Here is a 17,388-nt window from a genome sequence, read left to right as displayed (position 1 = left end):
ATAGCCGTTTGGCCTACCATCCAGACGCTGAATCTCCGTAGCGATGGTGGCCGCGCCCGGGGCTGTTCCCGCGCGTCCGTTCCCGACTGAATCCATGTTTCCTTTTCTCTCCCGCAACACAATGTCCGACGCACCCGAAACCCATCCGGCCCCCGCCAAAACTCCCGAAGCGCACCCGCTCGACGCGCTGACCGGTGGCGCCTTTTCGGCCGCCACGTCGGGTGAGCGCGCCTCGCGCATCCGCGAATGGCTCACCACGCAGCCCGCGCCTGAGCAGTTGCAGGAAGTGTTCAAGGAGCTCAGCGGCCGCGACAAGGGCGCGGCCCGCGCGGTGCGCGAGCGCATCGACGAATTGCGCCGCGCCAAGAACCAGGAAGCCATCGCGGCCGAATGGGCCGACAAGGCCCAGGCACTGCTGGCCGCCTCCAAGCTCAACATTGCCGACGCCCTGGCCTGGCAGCGCGATGCGGCCAAAGCCGGTGCACCGCTGTCGCGCGAGCCGCTGTCGCTGCTCAAGGTGCAGCTGGCCGACCGCGTCAAGGTGATCGAAGACCTCCAGCACCGAGTGCAGGTGCAGCGCGAGGCCGCCGTGCTGCTGGCCCAGCGCATCGAAGTGCTGTCGACCAAGTCCTGGCGCGATGCGCAGGCAGCGCTGGAGGTGCTGCGCGCCGACGTGCAGCACTGGCAAGACCAGGCCGAGGCCCTCTCGGGCGATCCCAGCTGGGCCAGCGTGGAAGCGCGCTTTCCGCCGCTGCTCGATGCGTCGCGCACGCAGCTGCTCGTGGTCTGGGATGCCTTCCAGCCCGCCGTGGCCCAGGCCGTGGCGGCGGCAGAAGACGCCCAGGCCGCGCTGCCGCCTGTGCCCGTGTGGGCCGATGAACTGCGCATCGCCCGCGGCGTGCCTGTCGAAGCGCCCGCTGCGGTCGAACGCCCGGCCCGTGCGCCCAAACCCAAGGCCGACCCGGCCGTGGTTGCCAAGGCCGGGCAAGCCGTGCGCGACGCGCTGGCCAAGCTGGAGCAGGAAACGGCCGAAGGCCATGGCAAGGCCAGCGTGGGCGCGGCGGCGGCGCTGCGCGGCGTGCTCAAGGAGCATGGCCGGCACATCGACGCAGCGCTCGAACAACAGGTGCATGCCGCGCTGGTGGCGGCCGGTGAGCTCGAAGGCTGGCAGCGCTGGAGCGCGGACCAGGTGCGCGAGGAGTTGGTGGCCAAGGCCGAGGCCCTGCTCAAGCGCCCTGAGGGCCAGTCGCTTGGCGGGCGCAAGATGCAGGAAACGCTGCGCCAGCTGCGCGAGCAATGGAAGCAGGCCGACCAGGGCGGTACGCCCAACCATGGCCTGTGGAAGAAATTCGATGAAGCCTGCAATGCCGCGCACAAGGTCGTGGAAGCCTGGCTCGACAAGGTGCGCACCGACGCCGCCGAGCACAAGGCGCAGCGCATGGCACTGATCGACGAGGTCAAGGCCTGGGCCGAGACCCCGGCCGCCTCGGGCGACTGGAAGGCCGTCAACCGGGCCCTGCACCAGTTTGGCGACCGCTGGCGCGCCGGCGGCCATGTCGGCGAAAAAATCTTTGCCGAGCTGCAGCCGCTGTGGAAGCAGGCCATTGCCGCCGCCGCCGCGCCGCTCGAAGCCGCGCAAAAGGACAGCCTGGCCCGCCGCCACGCCATGATCGAAGAGGCCGGCGCGCTGGGCGCCGCACCCACGCTGCGCATCGACGCCATTAAGGCCCTGCAGCAGCGCTGGCAGGCCGAGGCGCAAGGCGTGCCGCTGGACCGCAAGCACGAGCAAAAGCTCTGGGATGCCTTCCGCAAGCCCATCGACGAGGCCTTCAACCGCAAGACCGCCGAGCGCGAGAAGGGCGCGGGCGAACCCGCGGCGCGCGACCGCGCCGTGCTTGATGCGGCCAAGGCGCTCGACGCGGCCAACGCCACGGGCGATGTCCAGCAGATTCGCGCTGCGATGGCGGCGCTTGAGGCCGCTCTGCGCGGCCAGGCGCAGGAGCGGGCAGAAGCCGATGCGAAGGAGAAATCCAAGCCGAATCAGACACCAGCGCCCGCCAGTGAAGCGCAGGCAGCTATCGAAACCGAAGTGGAATCCGCACCCGACGCCGAATCCGGTGCCGAGGCCTCGGCGGAGGGCGCGGCACCTGCGCCTGCGCTCAAGCCTCTGGCACGTCCGGTCGTGGCGGTGCGGGGCGACGACCGCCCCGGTATGCGCAAGGAGGCTCCGACAGCGCTGGGCCGTGGTGGCCGTCCCGGCGACCGGCGCGACGCCCGTGCGGGCCGCGATGCCGGCCGGCCCGACGCGCGCGGTCCGCGCGACGATATGCGCAGCGGCCGCTTTGGCGACCGCCCGGCCTACGAAGACCGTGGCCCGCGCCTTGGTGATGCGGCATTCCGGGCCCAGCGCGATGCCATGGAGCATGCGCAGCAGGCACTCAAGAAGCTCGCTGCCCAGGCCCATGGCGAGGCGCTGACGCAGCTGCTCACCGCCTGGGAAAAGCGCGATGCCGCGTTGCTGCCTTCGGTGCAGGAAATCGGTGGCCGCGTGACGCCCGCCGTGCGGGGCGCCTGGACGCAGGCGCTGGGCAAGGCGCCTGCGGGCGACGCCTCGCAAGCGCTGCTGCGGCTGGAAATCGCTGCGGAAGCGCCGACGCCGGCCGAGCACCTGTCGGCGCGCCGCATGCTGCAGCTGCAGCTGCTCACGCGCCGCAACGACCCGGCCCCCACCGAAACCTGGGGCCAGGACGCGGCCACGGTATTTGCCAGTGCGAGCGACGCCGCCAGCGCGCGCCGTCTGCAAAACGTGTTGAAGGCGCTGCTGCGCAAGCAGTGACACAGCCGCAGGCCCGCGTGAGCGGGCGTGCGTTCCCTGGGAGCGCTTGGCATGCCTGTCGAGCGTGCCCCGGGGTTTTGAGGGGGGCACGGACCAGAAAGCAAAAAAGCCGTTGCATGTGCAACGGCTTTTCAGTGTTTTGGTGCCCAGGAGAGGACTCGAACCTCCACGATGTTACTCGCTAGTACCTGAAACTAGTGCGTCTACCAATTCCGCCACCTGGGCATTTCAGGAAAGTCTAAGATTGTATAGTAAAAAAATGAATTCCAGCACAAGTCCTGCGCATTCTTCGGACGAAATTGAAGGCAGTGTGCAGGGGCACCGCGATGGCCACGGGTATCTGATCCGCGACGACGGCCAAGTCGACATTTTCCTGCCTCCCAACGAGATGCGTGCCGTGCTCCACAAGGACCGTGTGCGCGTGCGCATCGTCCGCCAGGACCGGCGTGGCCGGCCCGAAGGCCGTGTGGTCGAGATCATCGAGCGCCCGCCGCAGCCCATCATCGGCCGCCTGCTGCAGGAAAGCGGCGTCTGGCTGGTCGCGCCCGAAGACAAGCGCTACGGCCAGGATGTGCTGATCCCATCGGGCGCGCTGGCCATGGCCAAGCCGGGCCAAGTGGTGGTGGTGGAACTCACCGAGCCGCCCGCGCTGTTTGGCCAGCCCGTGGGGCGCATCACCGAAGTGCTCGGCGAGGTCGACGACCCCGGCATGGAGATCGAGATCGCGGTGCGCAAGTACGGCGTGCCGCACGAATTTTCCGAGGCCTGCCTGGCCGAGGCCTCGGCTTTGCCGGACAAGGTGCGCGTGCAGGACAAGCGCCAGCGCGTAGACCTGACCGATGTGCCGCTGGTGACCATCGACGGCGAAGACGCGCGCGACTTCGACGATGCCGTCTACTGCGAGCCCGCCAAGGTCGGGCGCGGCAAGGGCTGGCGCCTGCTGGTGGCCATTGCCGACGTGAGCCACTATGTGCAAACCGGCAGCGCCATCGACATCGACGCCTACGAGCGCGCCACCAGCGTGTACTTCCCGCGCCGCGTGATTCCCATGCTGCCCGAGAAGCTCTCCAACGGGCTGTGTTCGCTCAACCCCGATGTCGAGCGCCTGTGCATGGTCTGCGACATGCTGGTCAACGCCAAAGGCGAGGTGCACGCCTACCAGTTCTACCCGGCCGTGATGTTCAGCCATGCGCGCATGACCTACACCGAGGTGGCGGCCATTCTGGCCAACACGCGCGGCCCCGAGGCCGCCAAGCGCAAGGAGCGCGTGCCCGACCTGCTGAACCTGCACGACGTGTACCGCGCCCTGCTGATCGCGCGGCGCGAGCGCGGCGCGGTGGACTTCGAGACCACCGAGACGCAGATCGTCTGCGACGAGAACGGCCGCATCGAAAAGATCGTTCCGCGCACGCGCAACGATGCGCACAAGCTCATCGAAGAGGCCATGCTGGCCGCCAACGTCTGCAGCGCCGACTTCATCGCGCAAGGCAAGCAGCACGGCCTGTACCGCGTGCACGAAGGCCCCACGCCGGAAAAGCAGGACATCCTGCGCAACTACCTCAAGGCCATGGCCGTGGGCATGACGATCGGCGACAACCCGCGCCCGGCCGAGTTCCAGGCCATCGCCGAGGCCACCAAGGAGCGGCCTGACGCGCAGCAGATCCACACCATGCTGCTTCGCTCCATGCAACAGGCGATCTACACGCCGGCCAACAGCGGCCACTTCGGCCTGGCATTCGAGGCCTATACGCACTTCACCAGCCCCATCCGGCGCTACCCGGATCTGCTGGTGCACCGCGTCATCAGGGCCATCCTCGGCAACACCAAGTACCGCCTGCCGGCCTTGCCCACGCCGGGTGAGGCGCACGCCAAGCTGGCCAAGCGCCTGGCGGCCCGCGTGGCGCCGCCCACGGCGCCCGGCGAGAAGCCGCGCAAGAAGGAAACCGGCGCCGCGCTGGTCGAAACCCAGGCCTGGGAGGCCGCCGGCCTGCACTGTAGCGCCAACGAGCGCCGCGCCGACGAGGCCAGCCGCGACGTGGAAGCCTGGCTCAAGTGCAAGTACATGCGCGAGCACCTGGGCGAGGAGTACAGCGGCGTGGTCAGCTCGGCCACGAGCTTCGGTGTGTTTGTGACGCTGGACGCGATGTACGTCGAAGGCCTGGTGCACATCACCGAGCTGGGCGGCGAGTACTTCAAGTTCGATGAAGCCCGCCAGGAGCTGCGCGGTGAGCGCAGCGGCACGCGCTATGCCATCGGCACGCGGGTGCGGGTGCAGGTCAGCCGCGTCGATCTGGACGGGCGGCGCATCGACTTCCGCCTGGTGACCGACGGCGAGGTCGTGTCCCCGCGGTCGTCCAAGGACCGCTTCGGCGGGCGCGGCGCAGGCAAGGGGGAGCGGCACCATGCAGCGGCGCCGGAAGCGCCGGCCTCGCCTGCCGTCCCCGAGCACCTGGAGTTGGAGGAGCCGGAGGTCTACCGCAAGCCCGGCAAGCCTTCCACTCAGAAGGCGGCGTTGCTCACCAAGGCGGCCCAGGCCGGCGACGGGGACAGGCCCGCCAAGGGGGCGAAGGGCAAAGGGCGCGGCACGCGCTCCTGAGGTGGCGTGGCGATGGCGGCGCCGCGCCCGCCGCGTGCCGGGGCTGCGCCGCCGGCACGGGCTTCCGATGGGTGTGCTACATAAAATATAGCTGCCAGCGCTTTACCAGAAAGCGTTAGAGGCCTTTTTTATTCAAATCCCATGCCATGGACCGCCAGCCGGCTGGCGGTCAGGGCCTGCTCTGCGGGCCACTGGTCGGCGGCGAGCCCATGCGCGAACACGGCGGCCACGGCGGCCTGCGGTGCGCTGGCACCGCCGGCCAGGCCCGCGCCCACCATGCCGGCCAGCACGTCGCCCGTGCCCGCGGTGGCCAGCCGCGCGTTGCCGGTGGGGTTGATGTGGGGCGCCCGTCCGGGCGCGGCCACCACGGTGCCCGAGCCCTTGAGCACCACGGCGCAGGCGAAGCGCTCGGCCAGCCGCTGTGCCGCCGCCAGCCGGTGCGCCTGCACCTCGGCCGTCTCCTGCCCCAGCAGGCGTGCGGCTTCCAGGGGGTGGGGGGTGAGCACCGTGCTCTGGCCACGCTGCGCGCGCGCGCCCAGCGCTTCCTGCAGCGCCGTGTCGGCGGCCACCGCATTGAGCGCGTCGGCGTCCAGCACCAGGCGCGGCGCGCGCGCCAGCACCGGCGCCAGCACGGCGCGCACCGCTTCGCCGCCGCCGCAGCCGCACACCACCGTGAGGTGCTCCAGGGGCAGCACGCCGAAATGGCGCAGCATCAGCTCGGGCTGCTGCGGATCGAGCTCCAGTCTGCCGGCATCGAGCGGGGCCAGCAGCACACGGCCCGCGCCGCTGTGCAGTGCCGCGCGGCCCGCCAGCAGCGCTGCGCCCGACATGCCCATGCCACGGGCCTGCAGACCCTCGCCGCCGACCACGGCCACATCGCCGTAGCTGCCTTTGTGGCTGGCATGGGGGCGCGCCGCGGCGGGCGGCGGGCCGGCCAGCCAGGCGCTGGCGGGCTCCCCGCCGGGGTCGCAGGCCAGGTCGTCGAACCAGACCGTGCCTGCGGCATCGCGCCCCGCGCCGGTGAACAGCCCGGGTTTGAGCGTCAGCAGGCTCAGCGTGTGGCGCGCGGCCGGCGCCACGGCATCCGGTGGGGTGTCGGCAGCAAACCCGGGGGCGTACTGGCCGGTGTCCGCCTGCAGGCCACTCGGCAGGTCCACGGCCAGCAGCGGGGCTGCGCTGCGGCGCAGTTGCCGCAGCACGCTCAGCAGCGGGCTCTGCGGGTCGGGCGCGGCGCGGCGGTCGCCGGGCGCCAGGCCCAGTCCGAGCAGGGCGTCGATGCACAGGTCGTTCTGGCCCAGTTGCGCCGGCGCGCCGTCGCTGAATGGCACCCCGGCGGCGCGTGCGCGCTGCCACGCTTGCCGCGCGTCTTCGGGGGCCCGTTCAGGGGTGCCCAAGCATGTCACCACCACCTGCAGCCCGTGCCGGTGCAGGTGGATGGCGGCTTCCAGGCCGTCGCCCCCGTTGTTGCCCGGGCCGCAGGCGATCCAGACCGTGCGCGCGTGCGGCGCCAGCGCCCGTGCCAGGTGCGCCACGGCGAGGCCCGCGCGCTGCATCAGCGTGTGTGCGGGCAGCGGGGTGGCGCACAGGCGTTCGATGCGCTGCGTGGCGGCCGTGCCAAATAGCGGGCGCGCGTGGCCGGGCGTGATGCGGTGCATGGGCGGTGCGGGTTGGGGACGAAAACCGCATTGTGCCTTTGGGCCCGTGGCCGGCGCGCTCAAAAACGCTGGGCGTCCAGCCCGTCGAGGCTGACGTCGGGCGCGCGCCCGGCCACGGCGTCCGCCAGCGCCCGGGCGCTGCCGCAGGCCAGGGCCCAGCCGCTGGCGCCGTGGCCGAGGTTGAGCCACAGCCCGGGCCGGCCACTGGCGCCGACCACGGGGGGGCCGTCGGGCAGGGTGGGGCGGGCGCCGCGCCAGATCTGCAGGCTGCCCGAAAGCTGGGCGCCGCCCGGAAACCAGTCGCTCAGCACCCGGTAGAGCATGCGCAGCGTGGCGCCGTGCGGATCGGTGCCGCGGCGCCCGAGTTCGGCGCCGCCGCTGACGCGCACGCGCTGGCCCAGGCGCACGATGCTGGCCTGGTGGCGCGCATCGACGACCGCGCTGTGCGGCGCGTGCAGGGCCTCGCGCAGGGGCGCGCTGATCGAGCAGCCGTGCAGCGCCACCAGCGGCAGGCGCAGGCCCAGCGGGCGCAGCAGGGCAGCGGAGGCGACGCCCGCGCACAGCACCACCGCATCGAAGCGCCGCGCGGTGGCTTCGCCCTGCACCTGCACGCCGGCCGGCGTGTGGGCCAGTGCGGTGATGCGGGTGTTGAAGTGGAACTGCGCGCCGAGCTGCTGCGCGGCCTGGCGCAGCAGCAGGGCGAACTGGCGGCAGTTGCCGGCCTCGCCGCCGGGCAGGTGCAGGGCGCCGGCCAGCGGGGTCTCGCTCGAGAGGCCGGGCTCGATGCGGCGGGCGGCATCGGCATCGATTTCGTGGGCCACGGTGCCGGCGTCGCGCAGCGCCTGCACGACGGGCTGCAGCGCCGTGGCGTCGGCGGGCGTGCGCAGCAGCAGCAGCATGCCGGTGCTGCGTTCGAACTGCAGCTCCAGCGCATCGGACAGCGCATGGAGCCGGGCGTGGCTGTAGCGCGCCAGGCGCTCCAGCGCCTGCAGCGGCGGCTGAGGTGTGGCGCTGTGTGCGTAGGCGCGCGCCGCGCGGCGCCAGCGGCGCAGCCAGTCCAGGTCGGTGCAGGACAGCGCACGCCCCAGGCGCAGCGTGGCCCGTGCGCCCCAGACGGAGGGGCCTTGGGTCGCGCCCGGGGCCGCCCAGGGTACGAGGGGGCCGGGCGCCAGCAGTGCGCCGGTGGCAAAGCTGGCCTCTTCGGCGGCGCTGCTGCGCGCTTCAAAGACGCTCACGCTGTGCCCGTCGCGGGCAAGCTCGTACGCAGTGGTGACACCGACGATGCCGGCGCCCACAATGGCAATGTTCATGAATGAGGGTGTTTTTGGCCTCTAGCGCAATGCAGTCCTGCGCTAGCAGCTATTGTTTTTGTAGTATTTTCTCGGCCTGCAGGCCCACATTAAGCACCGCATCATCGTGCAGTGCAGCATGCCAGACCATCAACCCCACGGGCAGTTCCCCGGCCACGTGGCAGGGCAGCGACAGCGCGCAGCCGTCGAGCATGTTGACCACGCTGGTGTTGCGCAGCAGTAGGGCGTTGGCGCTGAAGAACGCGGCATCGCGTTCCGCGTCGTGGTCCGGGTCCCGGCCGTCGGCGGGAGCGACCAAGGCGATGGGGGGCGCCACCATGGGCACGGTGGGCGAGAGCAGGGCGTCGAACCCGGCCATGGCGGTCTCCATGCGCGCGATCCAGTCGCGGCGTGCGCGCAGCAGGTCGATGTAGTCGGCTGCCAGCATGGTGGCGCCGCGTTCGATGCGGCTGCGCACGCGCGGGTCATAACGATCGCCGCGCGCCGCCAGTAGCTGGCGGTGCCAGGCATGGCTTTCGGCGGCGGAGAGGCTGCCGTTGGCCTGCATGTCACCCAGTTCGCCCACCTCGGGCAAAGCCATTTCCACAATGGGCGCGCCGGCCTGGCGCAAGGTGTCGAGCGTGCGCGCGAAGGCGTGGGCCACGGTCGGGTCCAGTCCATCGAGAAAAACGCTCTGGGGCACCGCCAGCCGCCATGCCGACAGCGGCGCCGGGCTGCGCGTCACGCGCCGCGCCGCCAGGATCTCGTGCGCGGTGACCGCGTCGCGCACGGAGCGCGTCACGGCGCAGGCGGTGTCGAGCGTCGAAGACAGCGGCACGGCGCCCGTGGTCGGCACGAGCCGGGCCGTGTTCTTGAAGCCGACGATGCCGTTGAGCGCGGCCGGAATGCGGATCGAGCCGCCGGTGTCCGAACCCAGCCCGATGAAGGCCGCGCCCGTGGCCACCGACACGCCCGCACCCGACGAGGAGCCGCCCGGCACGCGGGCCGGTCCGGGCAGCGCGCCGCTGCGCGCGTCCCAGGCGGCCGGCGTAGCGCAGTGCGGGTTGGTGCCGACGCCCGAAAAGGCGAACTCGACCATGTGCGTGCGCCCGATGAGGGCCGCGCCGGCCGCGCGCAGCCGCGCCACGGCAGCGCAGTCGGCCTGTGCGGCGGGGGCGTCGGCCAGCACCACGCTGCCGGCCGGGGTGGGCTGGCCCTGGAGGTCGAACAGATCCTTGACCGACACCGCGAGGCCGGCCAGCGGCAGGTGCTGCACTTTTGGGTCGGCCGCGGTGGCGCGGGCCGCATCGAACAGCGTGCGCGTCCATGCCGGCGCGCACGCGGGTGCCTGGGCTGCGGCGATGCAGCGCTCCATTTCGGCAGTGGCGCTGGTCTGGCGTGCCTGCAGCATGCGCCGCGTGGTGTCAATGTCTTGGAGCATGGCTGTGCTAGAATCTTTGGGTTTTGCTGGACCGTGGAAGCTTGTGGCGCGTGGCGCTTGGGGTGGCTGCGCTTTGGCAAGGCAAATAGCAAACCAGCCCTATCAAGGTGTTGCTGCCCCTGGCGGGCCGCAATGGAAGGGCTGGATTTTAGACCCAACCTTTGGAGAATTCTCATGTCCGTTACCATGCGCGAAATGCTGGAAGCCGGTGTCCACTTCGGTCACCAGACCCGTTTCTGGAACCCCAAGATGGCCCCGTACATCTTCGGCCACCGCAACAAGATCCACATCGTCAACCTGGAAAAGTCGCTGCCGATGCTCCAGGACGCGGCCAAGTTCGCCAAGCAGCTGTCGGCCAACCGCGGCACGATCCTGATGGTCGGCACCAAGCGCCAGGCCCGCGACACCATTGCCGCCGAAGCCGCGCGCGCTGGCGTGCCTTTCGTGAACCAGCGCTGGCTGGGTGGCATGCTGACCAACTTCAAGACCGTGAAGACTTCGATCAAGCGCCTCAAGGACATGAAGGCCCAGCAAGAAGCGGGCCTCGAGTCGCTGAGCAAGAAAGAGCAGCTCATGTTCACCCGCGAAATCGAGAAGCTGGAGAAGGACATCGGCGGCATCCAGGACATGGCCGCGCTGCCCGACGCCATCTTCGTGATCGACGTGGGCTTCCACAAGATCGCCGTCGCCGAAGCCAAGAAGCTGGGCATCCCGCTGATCGGCGTGGTCGACACCAACCACTCCCCCGAAGGCATCGACTACGTGATCCCCGGCAACGATGACTCGGCCAAGGCCGTGGACCTCTATGCCCGCGCCATTGCCGATGCCATCCTCGCAGGCCGCAACGATGCGCTCAACGACGTCGCCAAGGCCGTGGTCAGCGAAGGCTCGGACGAGTTCGTGGAAGTGGAAGAATCCGCCGCCTAAGCCCCGGGCCGCGCGAAGCATCGCGAGAAAAAGAGGGGCTCATTTGGCCCCCTTTTTTTATCTTGAACCGATTGAATTGAATACGGAGAAACACAGATGGCTGCAATTACCGCAAGCATGGTCGCCGAACTGCGCGCCAAGACCGACGCCCCCATGATGGAGTGCAAGAAGGCCCTGACCGAGGCCGAGGGCAACATGGACAAGGCCGAAGAGCTGCTGCGCGTCAAGCTCGGCAGCAAGGCCGGCAAGGCCGCTTCGCGCGTCACCGCCGAAGGGGTGGTAGCCAGTACGATCAACGGCACCACGGGTGCACTGGTCGAAGTGAACTGCGAGACCGATTTCGTCACGAAGAACGACAGCTTCATCGCCCTGGTGCAGGCCGCTGCCGACCTGATCGCCCAGCACAACCCCGCCGACGTGGCCGCCCTGGGCGCGCTGCCCTATGAGCAAGACAGCTTCGGTCCCACGCTCGAAGACGTGCGCAAGGGCCTGATCGGCAAGATCGGCGAGAACATGTCGTTCCGCCGCTTCAAGCAATTCTCGGGCGGCAGCAAGCTGGCGTCTTACCTGCACGGCACGCGCATCGGCGTGGTGGTCGAGTACGAAGGCGACGAAGTGGCCGCCAAGGACGTGGCCATGCACATCGCCGCGATGAAGCCCGTGGCCCTGACCAGCGCCGACGTGCCGGCCGAGCTGATCGAAAAAGAGCGCTCGGTGGCAGCCGCCAAGGCCGACGAAGACAAGAAGGCTGCCGAATCCGCAGGCAAGCCCGTGCAGTCCGATGAAATCGTGGCCAAGCGCATCGAGGGCGGCGTGCAGAAGTTCCTCAAGGAAGTCTCGCTGTTCAACCAGCCCTTCGTGAAGAACGACAAGCAGACCGTCGAGCAGATGCTCAAGGCCGCCGGCACCACCGTCAAGGGCTTTACCCTTTACGTCGTCGGTGAAGGCATCGAGAAGAAGGTCGACGACTTCGCCGCCGAAGTGGCCGCCCAGGTCGCCGCCGCCAAGGCTTCCGCCTGATCGCAGACCCCAGCCGCCATCCCTTACCGCATCTGACCCACGGAGAATCCCCCATGTCCATCGCTACGCCAGCCTACAAGCGTATTTTGCTCAAGCTGTCTGGTGAGGCGCTGATGGGGGACGATGCGTTCGGCATCAACCGCGCCACCATTGTCCGGATGGTGGAAGAGGTGGCCGAGGTCACCCGCATGGGGGTCGAGGTCGCCGTGGTGATCGGTGGCGGCAATATCTTTCGCGGCGTCGCGGGCGGGGCGGTCGGCATGGACCGCGCCACCGCCGACTACATGGGCATGCTGGCCACGGTGATGAACGCGCTGGCCCTGGCCGATGCCATGGTCAAGCAAGGCGTCACCGCGCGCGTGATGTCGGCCATCTCCATCGAGCAGGTGGTCGAGCCCTATGTGCGTCCCAAGGCACTGCAGTACCTCGAAGAAGGCAAGGTGGTGGTGTTCGCTGCCGGCACCGGCAACCCCTTTTTCACCACCGACACGGCGGCCGCGCTGCGTGGCGCCGAAATCGGTGCCGAGCTGGTGCTCAAGGCCACCAAGGTGGACGGAGTTTATACCGCCGATCCGCACAAGGATCCCACGGCCACGCGCTACACGAAACTCAGTTTCGACGAGGCCATGGCCCGCAACCTGGGCATCATGGATGCCACGGCCTTCGCCCTGTGCCGCGACCAGAAGCTGCCTGTGAAGGTGTTCTCGATCGTCAAGCCCGGTGCGCTCAAGCGCGTGGTGATGGGTGAAGACGAAGGCACGCTGGTTTACGCTTGACGGCTGCGCGCGCGCCACGCGGTGTGCGGCGTGCACGCAGGCCCCGGACTTGAGGAGAAAACATGACTGTCGATATCAAGAACAACATGGAAGCCAAGATGGAACAGTCCATCACGGCGTTCAAGAACAACCTGCTGAAGATCCGCACCGGCCGTCCCAGCCCGGCGCTGCTCGATTCGGTCCACGTCGATTACTACGGCTCCATGGTGCCGCTGAGCCAGGTCGCCAACGTGCAGCTGCTCGACGCCCGCACGCTGAGCGTCCAGCCCTGGGAGAAGGGCATGGGCGCCAAGATTGAAAAGGCCATCCGCGAAAGCGATCTGGGGCTGAACCCGGCCTCGATGGGCGACCTGATCCGCGTGCCCATGCCGCCGATGAGCGAGGAGCGGCGCAAGGAAATGACCAAACTGGCGCGCAACGAAGGTGAATCGGCCAAGATTGCCGTGCGCAACCTGCGCCGCGACGCCAACGAGGCGGTGAAGAAGCTGGTCAAGGACAAGCTCGCATCCGAAGACGACCAGAAACGCGCCGAGGCGGACATCCAGAAGGTCACCGACCGGCACATCGCCGCCATCGATGCCTTGGTGGCTGCCAAAGAGCACGACATCATGGCCGTCTGAGGCCGACGGCCTTGCCCGCATCTCTTGCCCCCGCGCCGGGGCTGCCCCACCACATTGCCATCGTCATGGATGGCAACGGCCGCTGGGCCAAGCGCCGCTTCCTGCCGCGCTTGGCGGGGCACCAGCAGGGCGTCGATGCGCTGCGGCGCTGCGCCCAGGCCTGTGCGCGCCGCGGCGTCGGCGTTCTCACGGTGTTTGCGTTTTCCTCTGAAAACTGGAGCCGGCCCGCGGACGAGGTCTCCGGCCTCATGGAGTTGCTGGCACTGGCGCTGGCGCGCGAGGTGCCGCAACTGGGGCGCGATGGCGTGCGCCTGCACTTCGTCGGCGAGCGCGCCGGTCTGTCCGACAAGGTGCGCCGGGGCCTTGAGCAGGCCGAGTCCGGCACCGCCCACAACACCCGCCTGGTGCTCAACGTGTGCTTCAACTATGGCGGGCGCTGGGATATCGCGCAGGCTGCGGCCACGCTGGCGGCGCGCGGCGAACCGATCACCGAGGCCAGCCTCAACGGGGCGATGGCCCTGGCCCATGTGCCCGATCCCGACCTGCTGATCCGCACGGGCGGCGAGATGCGCCTGAGCAATTTTCTGCTATGGCAGGCCGCCTATTCCGAGCTGGTGTTCAGCGACCGCCTCTGGCCGGAGTTCGCCGAGGCAGATTTAGATAACGCCATCGCCGCTTACCAAGCGCGCGAGCGCCGCTTTGGTAAAACATCCGACCAAGTTGTGTCCGAGCACCCGCCTGCGGTGCGCACCTGAAGGGCCCCATGCTGAAACAGCGCGTTATCACTGCCCTGGTATTGCTGGCGATTTTGCTGCCCGCACTGTTCTATCCGTCGCCTTGGCCGTTCGCCGCTGTGGTTCTGGTGCTGATGGCGGCGGGCGCCTGGGAGTGGGGGCGCCTGAATGCACTGGGTATGGCCGCTTCGTGCGCTGTGGGCGCAGCCTGTGTCGCACTGTGCGCCCTGAGCTGGAGCCTGGGCTGGCTGCAGCGCCCCCTGACCGCCTTGTGGGTGGTGGGCGGCGCAATGTGGGTTCTGGGCGGCGCCTGGCTGCTGCATGCGGGCGTGCCAGGCTGGCCGCGCATTCCCGCCGCATTTCGGCTGGTGGGTGGCGTGCTGGCGCTGTGGCTGGCCTGGCTGGCTGTGGTGCAGGCGCGCATGGCCGGCGTCAACTTTTTGCTGTCGGTGCTGCTGCTGGTCTGGGCTGCCGACATCGCGGCGTACTTTGCGGGCCGCGCCTTTGGCCTGCGCTTCACCAAAAACAAGCTTGCGCCCAGCATCAGCCCCGGCAAGAGCTGGGAAGGCGTCTGGGGCGGCATCGCGGGGGTGCTGCTGCTGGCGCTGGTCTGGGTCGCCGCCGATGCCGCACTGCAGGCCGCCGTGCCCAGCTTCTATACCCGCCTGGTGCGCCAGGGCTGGTGGCTCTTGCTGGTGGCCGTGCTGTTCATGGCCGCGATGAGCGTGGTCGGTGACCTGGTCGAGTCGCTCATCAAGCGCAGCGCCGGGGTCAAGGACAGCAGCGGGCTGCTGCCGGGGCACGGCGGCGTGCTCGACCGCGTGGACGCGCTGTTGCCCACGCTGCCGCTGGCAATGATGATCTATTCCCTAGTACACGCATGAAACAACGCCTGACGGTTCTGGGCTCGACCGGCTCGATTGGCACCAGCACGCTTGACGTGGTGGTGCGCCACCCCGAGCGCTTTGAGGTGTTTGCGCTGAGTGCTTGCACCCAGGTGGACCTGATGCTGGCGCAATGCGCGCAGTTCCAGCCGCGCTATGCCGTGATGGCGAGCGCGCCGCACGCCCGCTTGCTGGCCGAAAAAATCAAGGTAAATGGGCTTGAAACGCAGGTTCTGCAGGCGCAGGATGCTCTTGAAACGATAGCATCCCATTCAGAAGTCGATGCCGTGATGGCGGCCATCGTCGGCGCGGCCGGCCTGGCGCCCTGTCTGGCGGCCGCGCGTGCCGGCAAGCGCCTGCTGCTGGCCAACAAGGAGGCCCTGGTCGTCGGCGGCGAGGTCTTCCTGCGTGCCGTGCGCGAGGGCGGCGCCACGCTGTTGCCGATCGACAGCGAACATTCGGCCATTTTCCAGTCGCTGCCCGAAGACCCCGCCATGTGGGCGCAGCGCGTGGACAAGATCATCCTGACGGCGTCCGGCGGACCGTTTCGCCAGCGCGCGTCGGGCAGCCTGCGCGACGTCACGCCCAGCGAAGCCTGCGCCCACCCCAACTGGGTCATGGGGCGCAAGATATCGATCGACTCGGCCACCATGATGAACAAGGCGCTGGAGGTGATCGAGGCGCGCTACCTGTTCGGCCTGGCGCCCGCGCAGTTTGATGTGGTGATCCACCCGCAAAGCACCATCCATTCGATGGTGCAGTACCGCGACATGTCGGTCGTCGCGCAACTGGGCACGCCCGACATGCGCGTGCCGATCGCGTACGGCCTGGCCTGGCCCGAGCGCGTGGCCTCTGGGGCTGCGGCGCTGGACTTTCATGCGCTCAGCGCCATGACGTTCGAGGCCATCGACGACCATGGCCACCCCGAGCGCTTCCCGGGCCTGCGCCTGGCGTGGGAGGTGCTCGCCGCACCGGCGGGCACGACGGCGGTGCTCAATGCCGCCAACGAGGTGGCCGTGGCCGAGTTCCTGGAGCAACGCATCCGCTTTGACCAGATCCACGCCGTCAACCTTGCAACTTTGGAGGCTGTGCAGCCGTCCAATCCGGATTCCCTGGAAGCCTTGCTGGCCCTCGATGCGCGCGCGCGCGCTGCGGCGCTGCGCAGCGCGGGCCGCATGGCAACCTGAATCCCGGTCCTGACCCTGGAGCGCCCACCATGCTGACCGCTGTTGCTTTCATCGTTGCACTGGGGGTGTTGATCGCGGTGCACGAATACGGCCACTACCGCGTGGCCGTGGCCTGTGGTGTCAAGGTGCTGCGTTTTTCGGTGGGTTTCGGCCCGTCGGTGCTGCGCTGGCAGCCCCCGAACTCGCCCACCGAATTCGTGCTCGGTGCGTTCCCGCTCGGCGGGTATGTGCGCATGCTCGACGAACGCGAGGCCCCGGTGCCGCCCGAGGAGCGGCACTTGGCTTTCAATGCCCAGCCGCTGCGCGCGCGCGCCGCCATCGTCGCGGCCGGGCCGGCAGCCAACCTGCTGCTGGCCATCGTGCTCTATGCCGCCGTCAACTGGAGCGGAGTCGAGGAGCCCATGGCCTACCTGGCCAGCCCCGTCGAAGGCTCGGTCGCGCAATCGGCGGGACTGCACGGCGGCGAACTGGTGCGCAGCGCCGCTCTGGGCGCAGACGATGCGCGCCCCGTGCGCTCGTTCGAGGACCTGCGCTGGCTGCTCACCCGTGCCACGCTCGACGGCGTGCCCGTGCGGCTGGAGCTGGAGCCCCGGCCGGGCGCCGCGCTGCGTTCGGTGGTGCTGCCGTTGGACCAGGTCGACGCGAGCCAGGCCGACGCGCAACTCCTGCGCAAGGTCGGCATCCTGGGGCCTTGGACGCGCCCGGTCATCGGCGAGGTGGTGCAGGGGGGGGCGGCACAGCGTGCCGGCCTGCGCGCCGGAGACCTCGTGCTGCGCATCGGCGCCACCAGCGTGGTGGATGGGCAGCAATTGCGCGAGCTGATACGCGCTTCGGTGCGCGGCGCGCAGCCCCTGTCCCAGGCATGGCGCGTGGAGCGCGGCGGGCAGGCGCTGGACCTGGAGGTCACTCCCGATGTGCTGCAGGAGGCCACCGGCGCCATAGGCCGCATCGGCGCCTATGTCGGCGCGGCGCCGCAATTCACCACGGTGCAGTATGGGCCGCTTGAGGGCCTGTGGGGCGGGGTCACGCGCACCTGGGAGGTGTCCTTGCTCACCGTGCGCATGATGGGCCGCATGGTGGTAGGCGAGGCATCGCTCAAGAACCTGAGCGGACCGCTGACGATTGCCGACTACGCAGGTCGCTCGGCCAGCATGGGGCTGACGCAGTACCTGGTGTTTCTGGCGCTCATCAGCGTCAGCCTGGGGGTGCTGAACCTGCTGCCCTTGCCCGTCCTCGACGGAGGGCACCTGATGTATTATCTTTGGGAAGGCGTGACCGGCAAGGCCGTGTCCGACGCCTGGATGGAGCGCTTGCAGCGCGGCGGCATTGCGGTGCTGCTGCTCATGATGTCCATCGCCTTGTTCAACGATATCACCCGGCTCTTTGGCTAATCTTCTGTCCGCCAGTGTGTGGCCTTGGCGGC

The 17,388-nt window shown here is 69.2% G+C and carries 13 protein-coding genes and 1 tRNA gene; 10 read left to right on the top strand and 4 right to left on the bottom strand.

Annotated features, from left to right (window positions below):
* Positions 1 to 121: 121 nt before the first annotated feature.
* Positions 122 to 2,836 carry a DUF349 domain-containing protein gene (locus B2J86_RS02860; RefSeq protein ID WP_254067958.1) on the top strand — a complete coding sequence of 905 codons (2,715 nt, stop codon included), beginning with the start codon at positions 122 to 124 and terminating at the stop codon, positions 2,834 to 2,836.
* A 140-nt stretch (positions 2,837 to 2,976) separates the two neighbouring features.
* Here the strand turns inward: B2J86_RS02860 and B2J86_RS02855 are convergent.
* A tRNA-Leu gene (locus B2J86_RS02855) sits at positions 2,977 to 3,061 on the bottom strand.
* 34 nt (positions 3,062 to 3,095) lie between these two features.
* Here B2J86_RS02855 and rnr point away from each other — a divergent pair.
* On the top strand, positions 3,096 to 5,432 hold the full coding sequence (gene rnr / locus B2J86_RS02850; protein WP_254067957.1) for a ribonuclease R: 2,337 nt from the start codon (positions 3,096 to 3,098) through the stop codon (positions 5,430 to 5,432).
* Between the two features lie 128 nt (positions 5,433 to 5,560).
* Here rnr and B2J86_RS02845 read toward each other — a convergent pair whose 3' ends face one another.
* The 3 genes from B2J86_RS02845 to B2J86_RS02835 are packed head-to-tail and all read right to left on the bottom strand — an operon-like array spanning position 5,561 to position 9,817.
* Positions 5,561 to 7,087 (bottom strand): NAD(P)H-hydrate dehydratase, encoded by a 1,527-nt coding sequence (locus B2J86_RS02845; RefSeq protein WP_173024675.1) that lies wholly within the window; start codon positions 7,085 to 7,087, stop codon positions 5,561 to 5,563.
* Positions 7,088 to 7,146: 59 nt separating this feature from the next.
* Positions 7,147 to 8,397, bottom strand: coding sequence for an FAD-dependent oxidoreductase (locus B2J86_RS02840; RefSeq protein WP_173024674.1), 1,251 nt, complete (start codon positions 8,395 to 8,397; stop codon positions 7,147 to 7,149).
* Between the two features lie 49 nt (positions 8,398 to 8,446).
* Positions 8,447 to 9,817, bottom strand: coding sequence for an amidase (locus B2J86_RS02835; RefSeq protein ID WP_169167230.1), 1,371 nt, complete (start codon positions 9,815 to 9,817; stop codon positions 8,447 to 8,449).
* Between the two features lie 174 nt (positions 9,818 to 9,991).
* On the opposite strand from B2J86_RS02835, the gene rpsB reads away from it, so the two are divergent.
* The 8 genes from rpsB to rseP all read left to right on the top strand — a co-directional run bounded on the left by rpsB (position 9,992) and on the right by rseP (position 17,356).
* Positions 9,992 to 10,744 carry a 30S ribosomal protein S2 gene (rpsB, locus tag B2J86_RS02830; protein ID WP_169167229.1) on the top strand — a complete coding sequence of 251 codons (753 nt, stop codon included), beginning with the start codon at positions 9,992 to 9,994 and terminating at the stop codon, positions 10,742 to 10,744.
* Positions 10,745 to 10,840: 96 nt separating this feature from the next.
* Positions 10,841 to 11,764, top strand: coding sequence for a translation elongation factor Ts (gene tsf, locus B2J86_RS02825; RefSeq protein ID WP_169167228.1), 924 nt, complete (start codon positions 10,841 to 10,843; stop codon positions 11,762 to 11,764).
* A gap of 53 nt (positions 11,765 to 11,817) precedes the next feature.
* Positions 11,818 to 12,540, top strand: a complete 723-nt coding sequence (pyrH, locus tag B2J86_RS02820; protein WP_169167227.1) for a UMP kinase — start codon at positions 11,818 to 11,820, stop codon at positions 12,538 to 12,540.
* Between the two features lie 62 nt (positions 12,541 to 12,602).
* Positions 12,603 to 13,160 carry a ribosome recycling factor gene (gene frr / locus B2J86_RS02815; RefSeq protein WP_169167226.1) on the top strand — a complete coding sequence of 186 codons (558 nt, stop codon included), beginning with the start codon at positions 12,603 to 12,605 and terminating at the stop codon, positions 13,158 to 13,160.
* 11 nt (positions 13,161 to 13,171) lie between these two features.
* Entirely contained in the window at positions 13,172 to 13,915 is a 744-nt protein-coding gene (uppS, locus tag B2J86_RS02810) for a polyprenyl diphosphate synthase (RefSeq protein WP_256368385.1), read from the top strand.
* An 8-nt stretch (positions 13,916 to 13,923) separates the two neighbouring features.
* Positions 13,924 to 14,778: a phosphatidate cytidylyltransferase gene (locus tag B2J86_RS02805; RefSeq protein ID WP_169167225.1), complete on the top strand. Its 855-nt coding sequence runs from the start codon at positions 13,924 to 13,926 to the stop codon at positions 14,776 to 14,778.
* On the top strand, positions 14,775 to 15,965 hold the full coding sequence (dxr, locus tag B2J86_RS02800) for a 1-deoxy-D-xylulose-5-phosphate reductoisomerase (protein WP_173024673.1): 1,191 nt from the start codon (positions 14,775 to 14,777) through the stop codon (positions 15,963 to 15,965). Before B2J86_RS02805 ends, dxr begins: the two co-directional genes overlap by 4 nt.
* 29 nt (positions 15,966 to 15,994) lie before the next feature.
* Complete coding sequence (gene rseP / locus B2J86_RS02795) at positions 15,995 to 17,356, top strand: RIP metalloprotease RseP (protein ID WP_169167223.1); 1,362 nt, start codon at positions 15,995 to 15,997, stop codon at positions 17,354 to 17,356.
* The last annotated feature ends 32 nt before the right edge of the window (positions 17,357 to 17,388 follow it).

This window comes from Acidovorax sp. SRB_14 (assembly GCF_012932145.1).
GTDB lineage: Bacteria > Pseudomonadota > Gammaproteobacteria > Burkholderiales > Burkholderiaceae_C > Simplicispira.
Note: the sequence above shows the minus strand (reverse complement) of the source record. Positions and strands in the feature narration are given on the sequence as shown.

What these genes read in the sequence shown, in the direction of transcription:
- B2J86_RS02835 (WP_169167230.1), bottom strand. Translation starts at nt 9,817, where the DNA reads ATGCTCCAAGACATTGACACCACGCGGCGCATGCTGCAGGCACGCCAG.
- pyrH (WP_169167227.1), top strand. Translation starts at nt 11,818, where the DNA reads ATGTCCATCGCTACGCCAGCCTACAAGCGTATTTTGCTCAAGCTGTCT.
- rnr (WP_254067957.1), top strand. Translation starts at nt 3,096, where the DNA reads ATGAATTCCAGCACAAGTCCTGCGCATTCTTCGGACGAAATTGAAGGC.
- frr (WP_169167226.1), top strand. Translation starts at nt 12,603, where the DNA reads ATGACTGTCGATATCAAGAACAACATGGAAGCCAAGATGGAACAGTCC.
- B2J86_RS02805 (WP_169167225.1), top strand. Translation starts at nt 13,924, where the DNA reads ATGCTGAAACAGCGCGTTATCACTGCCCTGGTATTGCTGGCGATTTTG.
- B2J86_RS02845 (WP_173024675.1), bottom strand. Translation starts at nt 7,087, where the DNA reads ATGCACCGCATCACGCCCGGCCACGCGCGCCCGCTATTTGGCACGGCC.
- dxr (WP_173024673.1), top strand. Translation starts at nt 14,775, where the DNA reads ATGAAACAACGCCTGACGGTTCTGGGCTCGACCGGCTCGATTGGCACC.
- tsf (WP_169167228.1), top strand. Translation starts at nt 10,841, where the DNA reads ATGGCTGCAATTACCGCAAGCATGGTCGCCGAACTGCGCGCCAAGACC.
- rpsB (WP_169167229.1), top strand. Translation starts at nt 9,992, where the DNA reads ATGTCCGTTACCATGCGCGAAATGCTGGAAGCCGGTGTCCACTTCGGT.
- B2J86_RS02840 (WP_173024674.1), bottom strand. Translation starts at nt 8,397, where the DNA reads ATGAACATTGCCATTGTGGGCGCCGGCATCGTCGGTGTCACCACTGCG.
- rseP (WP_169167223.1), top strand. Translation starts at nt 15,995, where the DNA reads ATGCTGACCGCTGTTGCTTTCATCGTTGCACTGGGGGTGTTGATCGCG.
- B2J86_RS02860 (WP_254067958.1), top strand. Translation starts at nt 122, where the DNA reads ATGTCCGACGCACCCGAAACCCATCCGGCCCCCGCCAAAACTCCCGAA.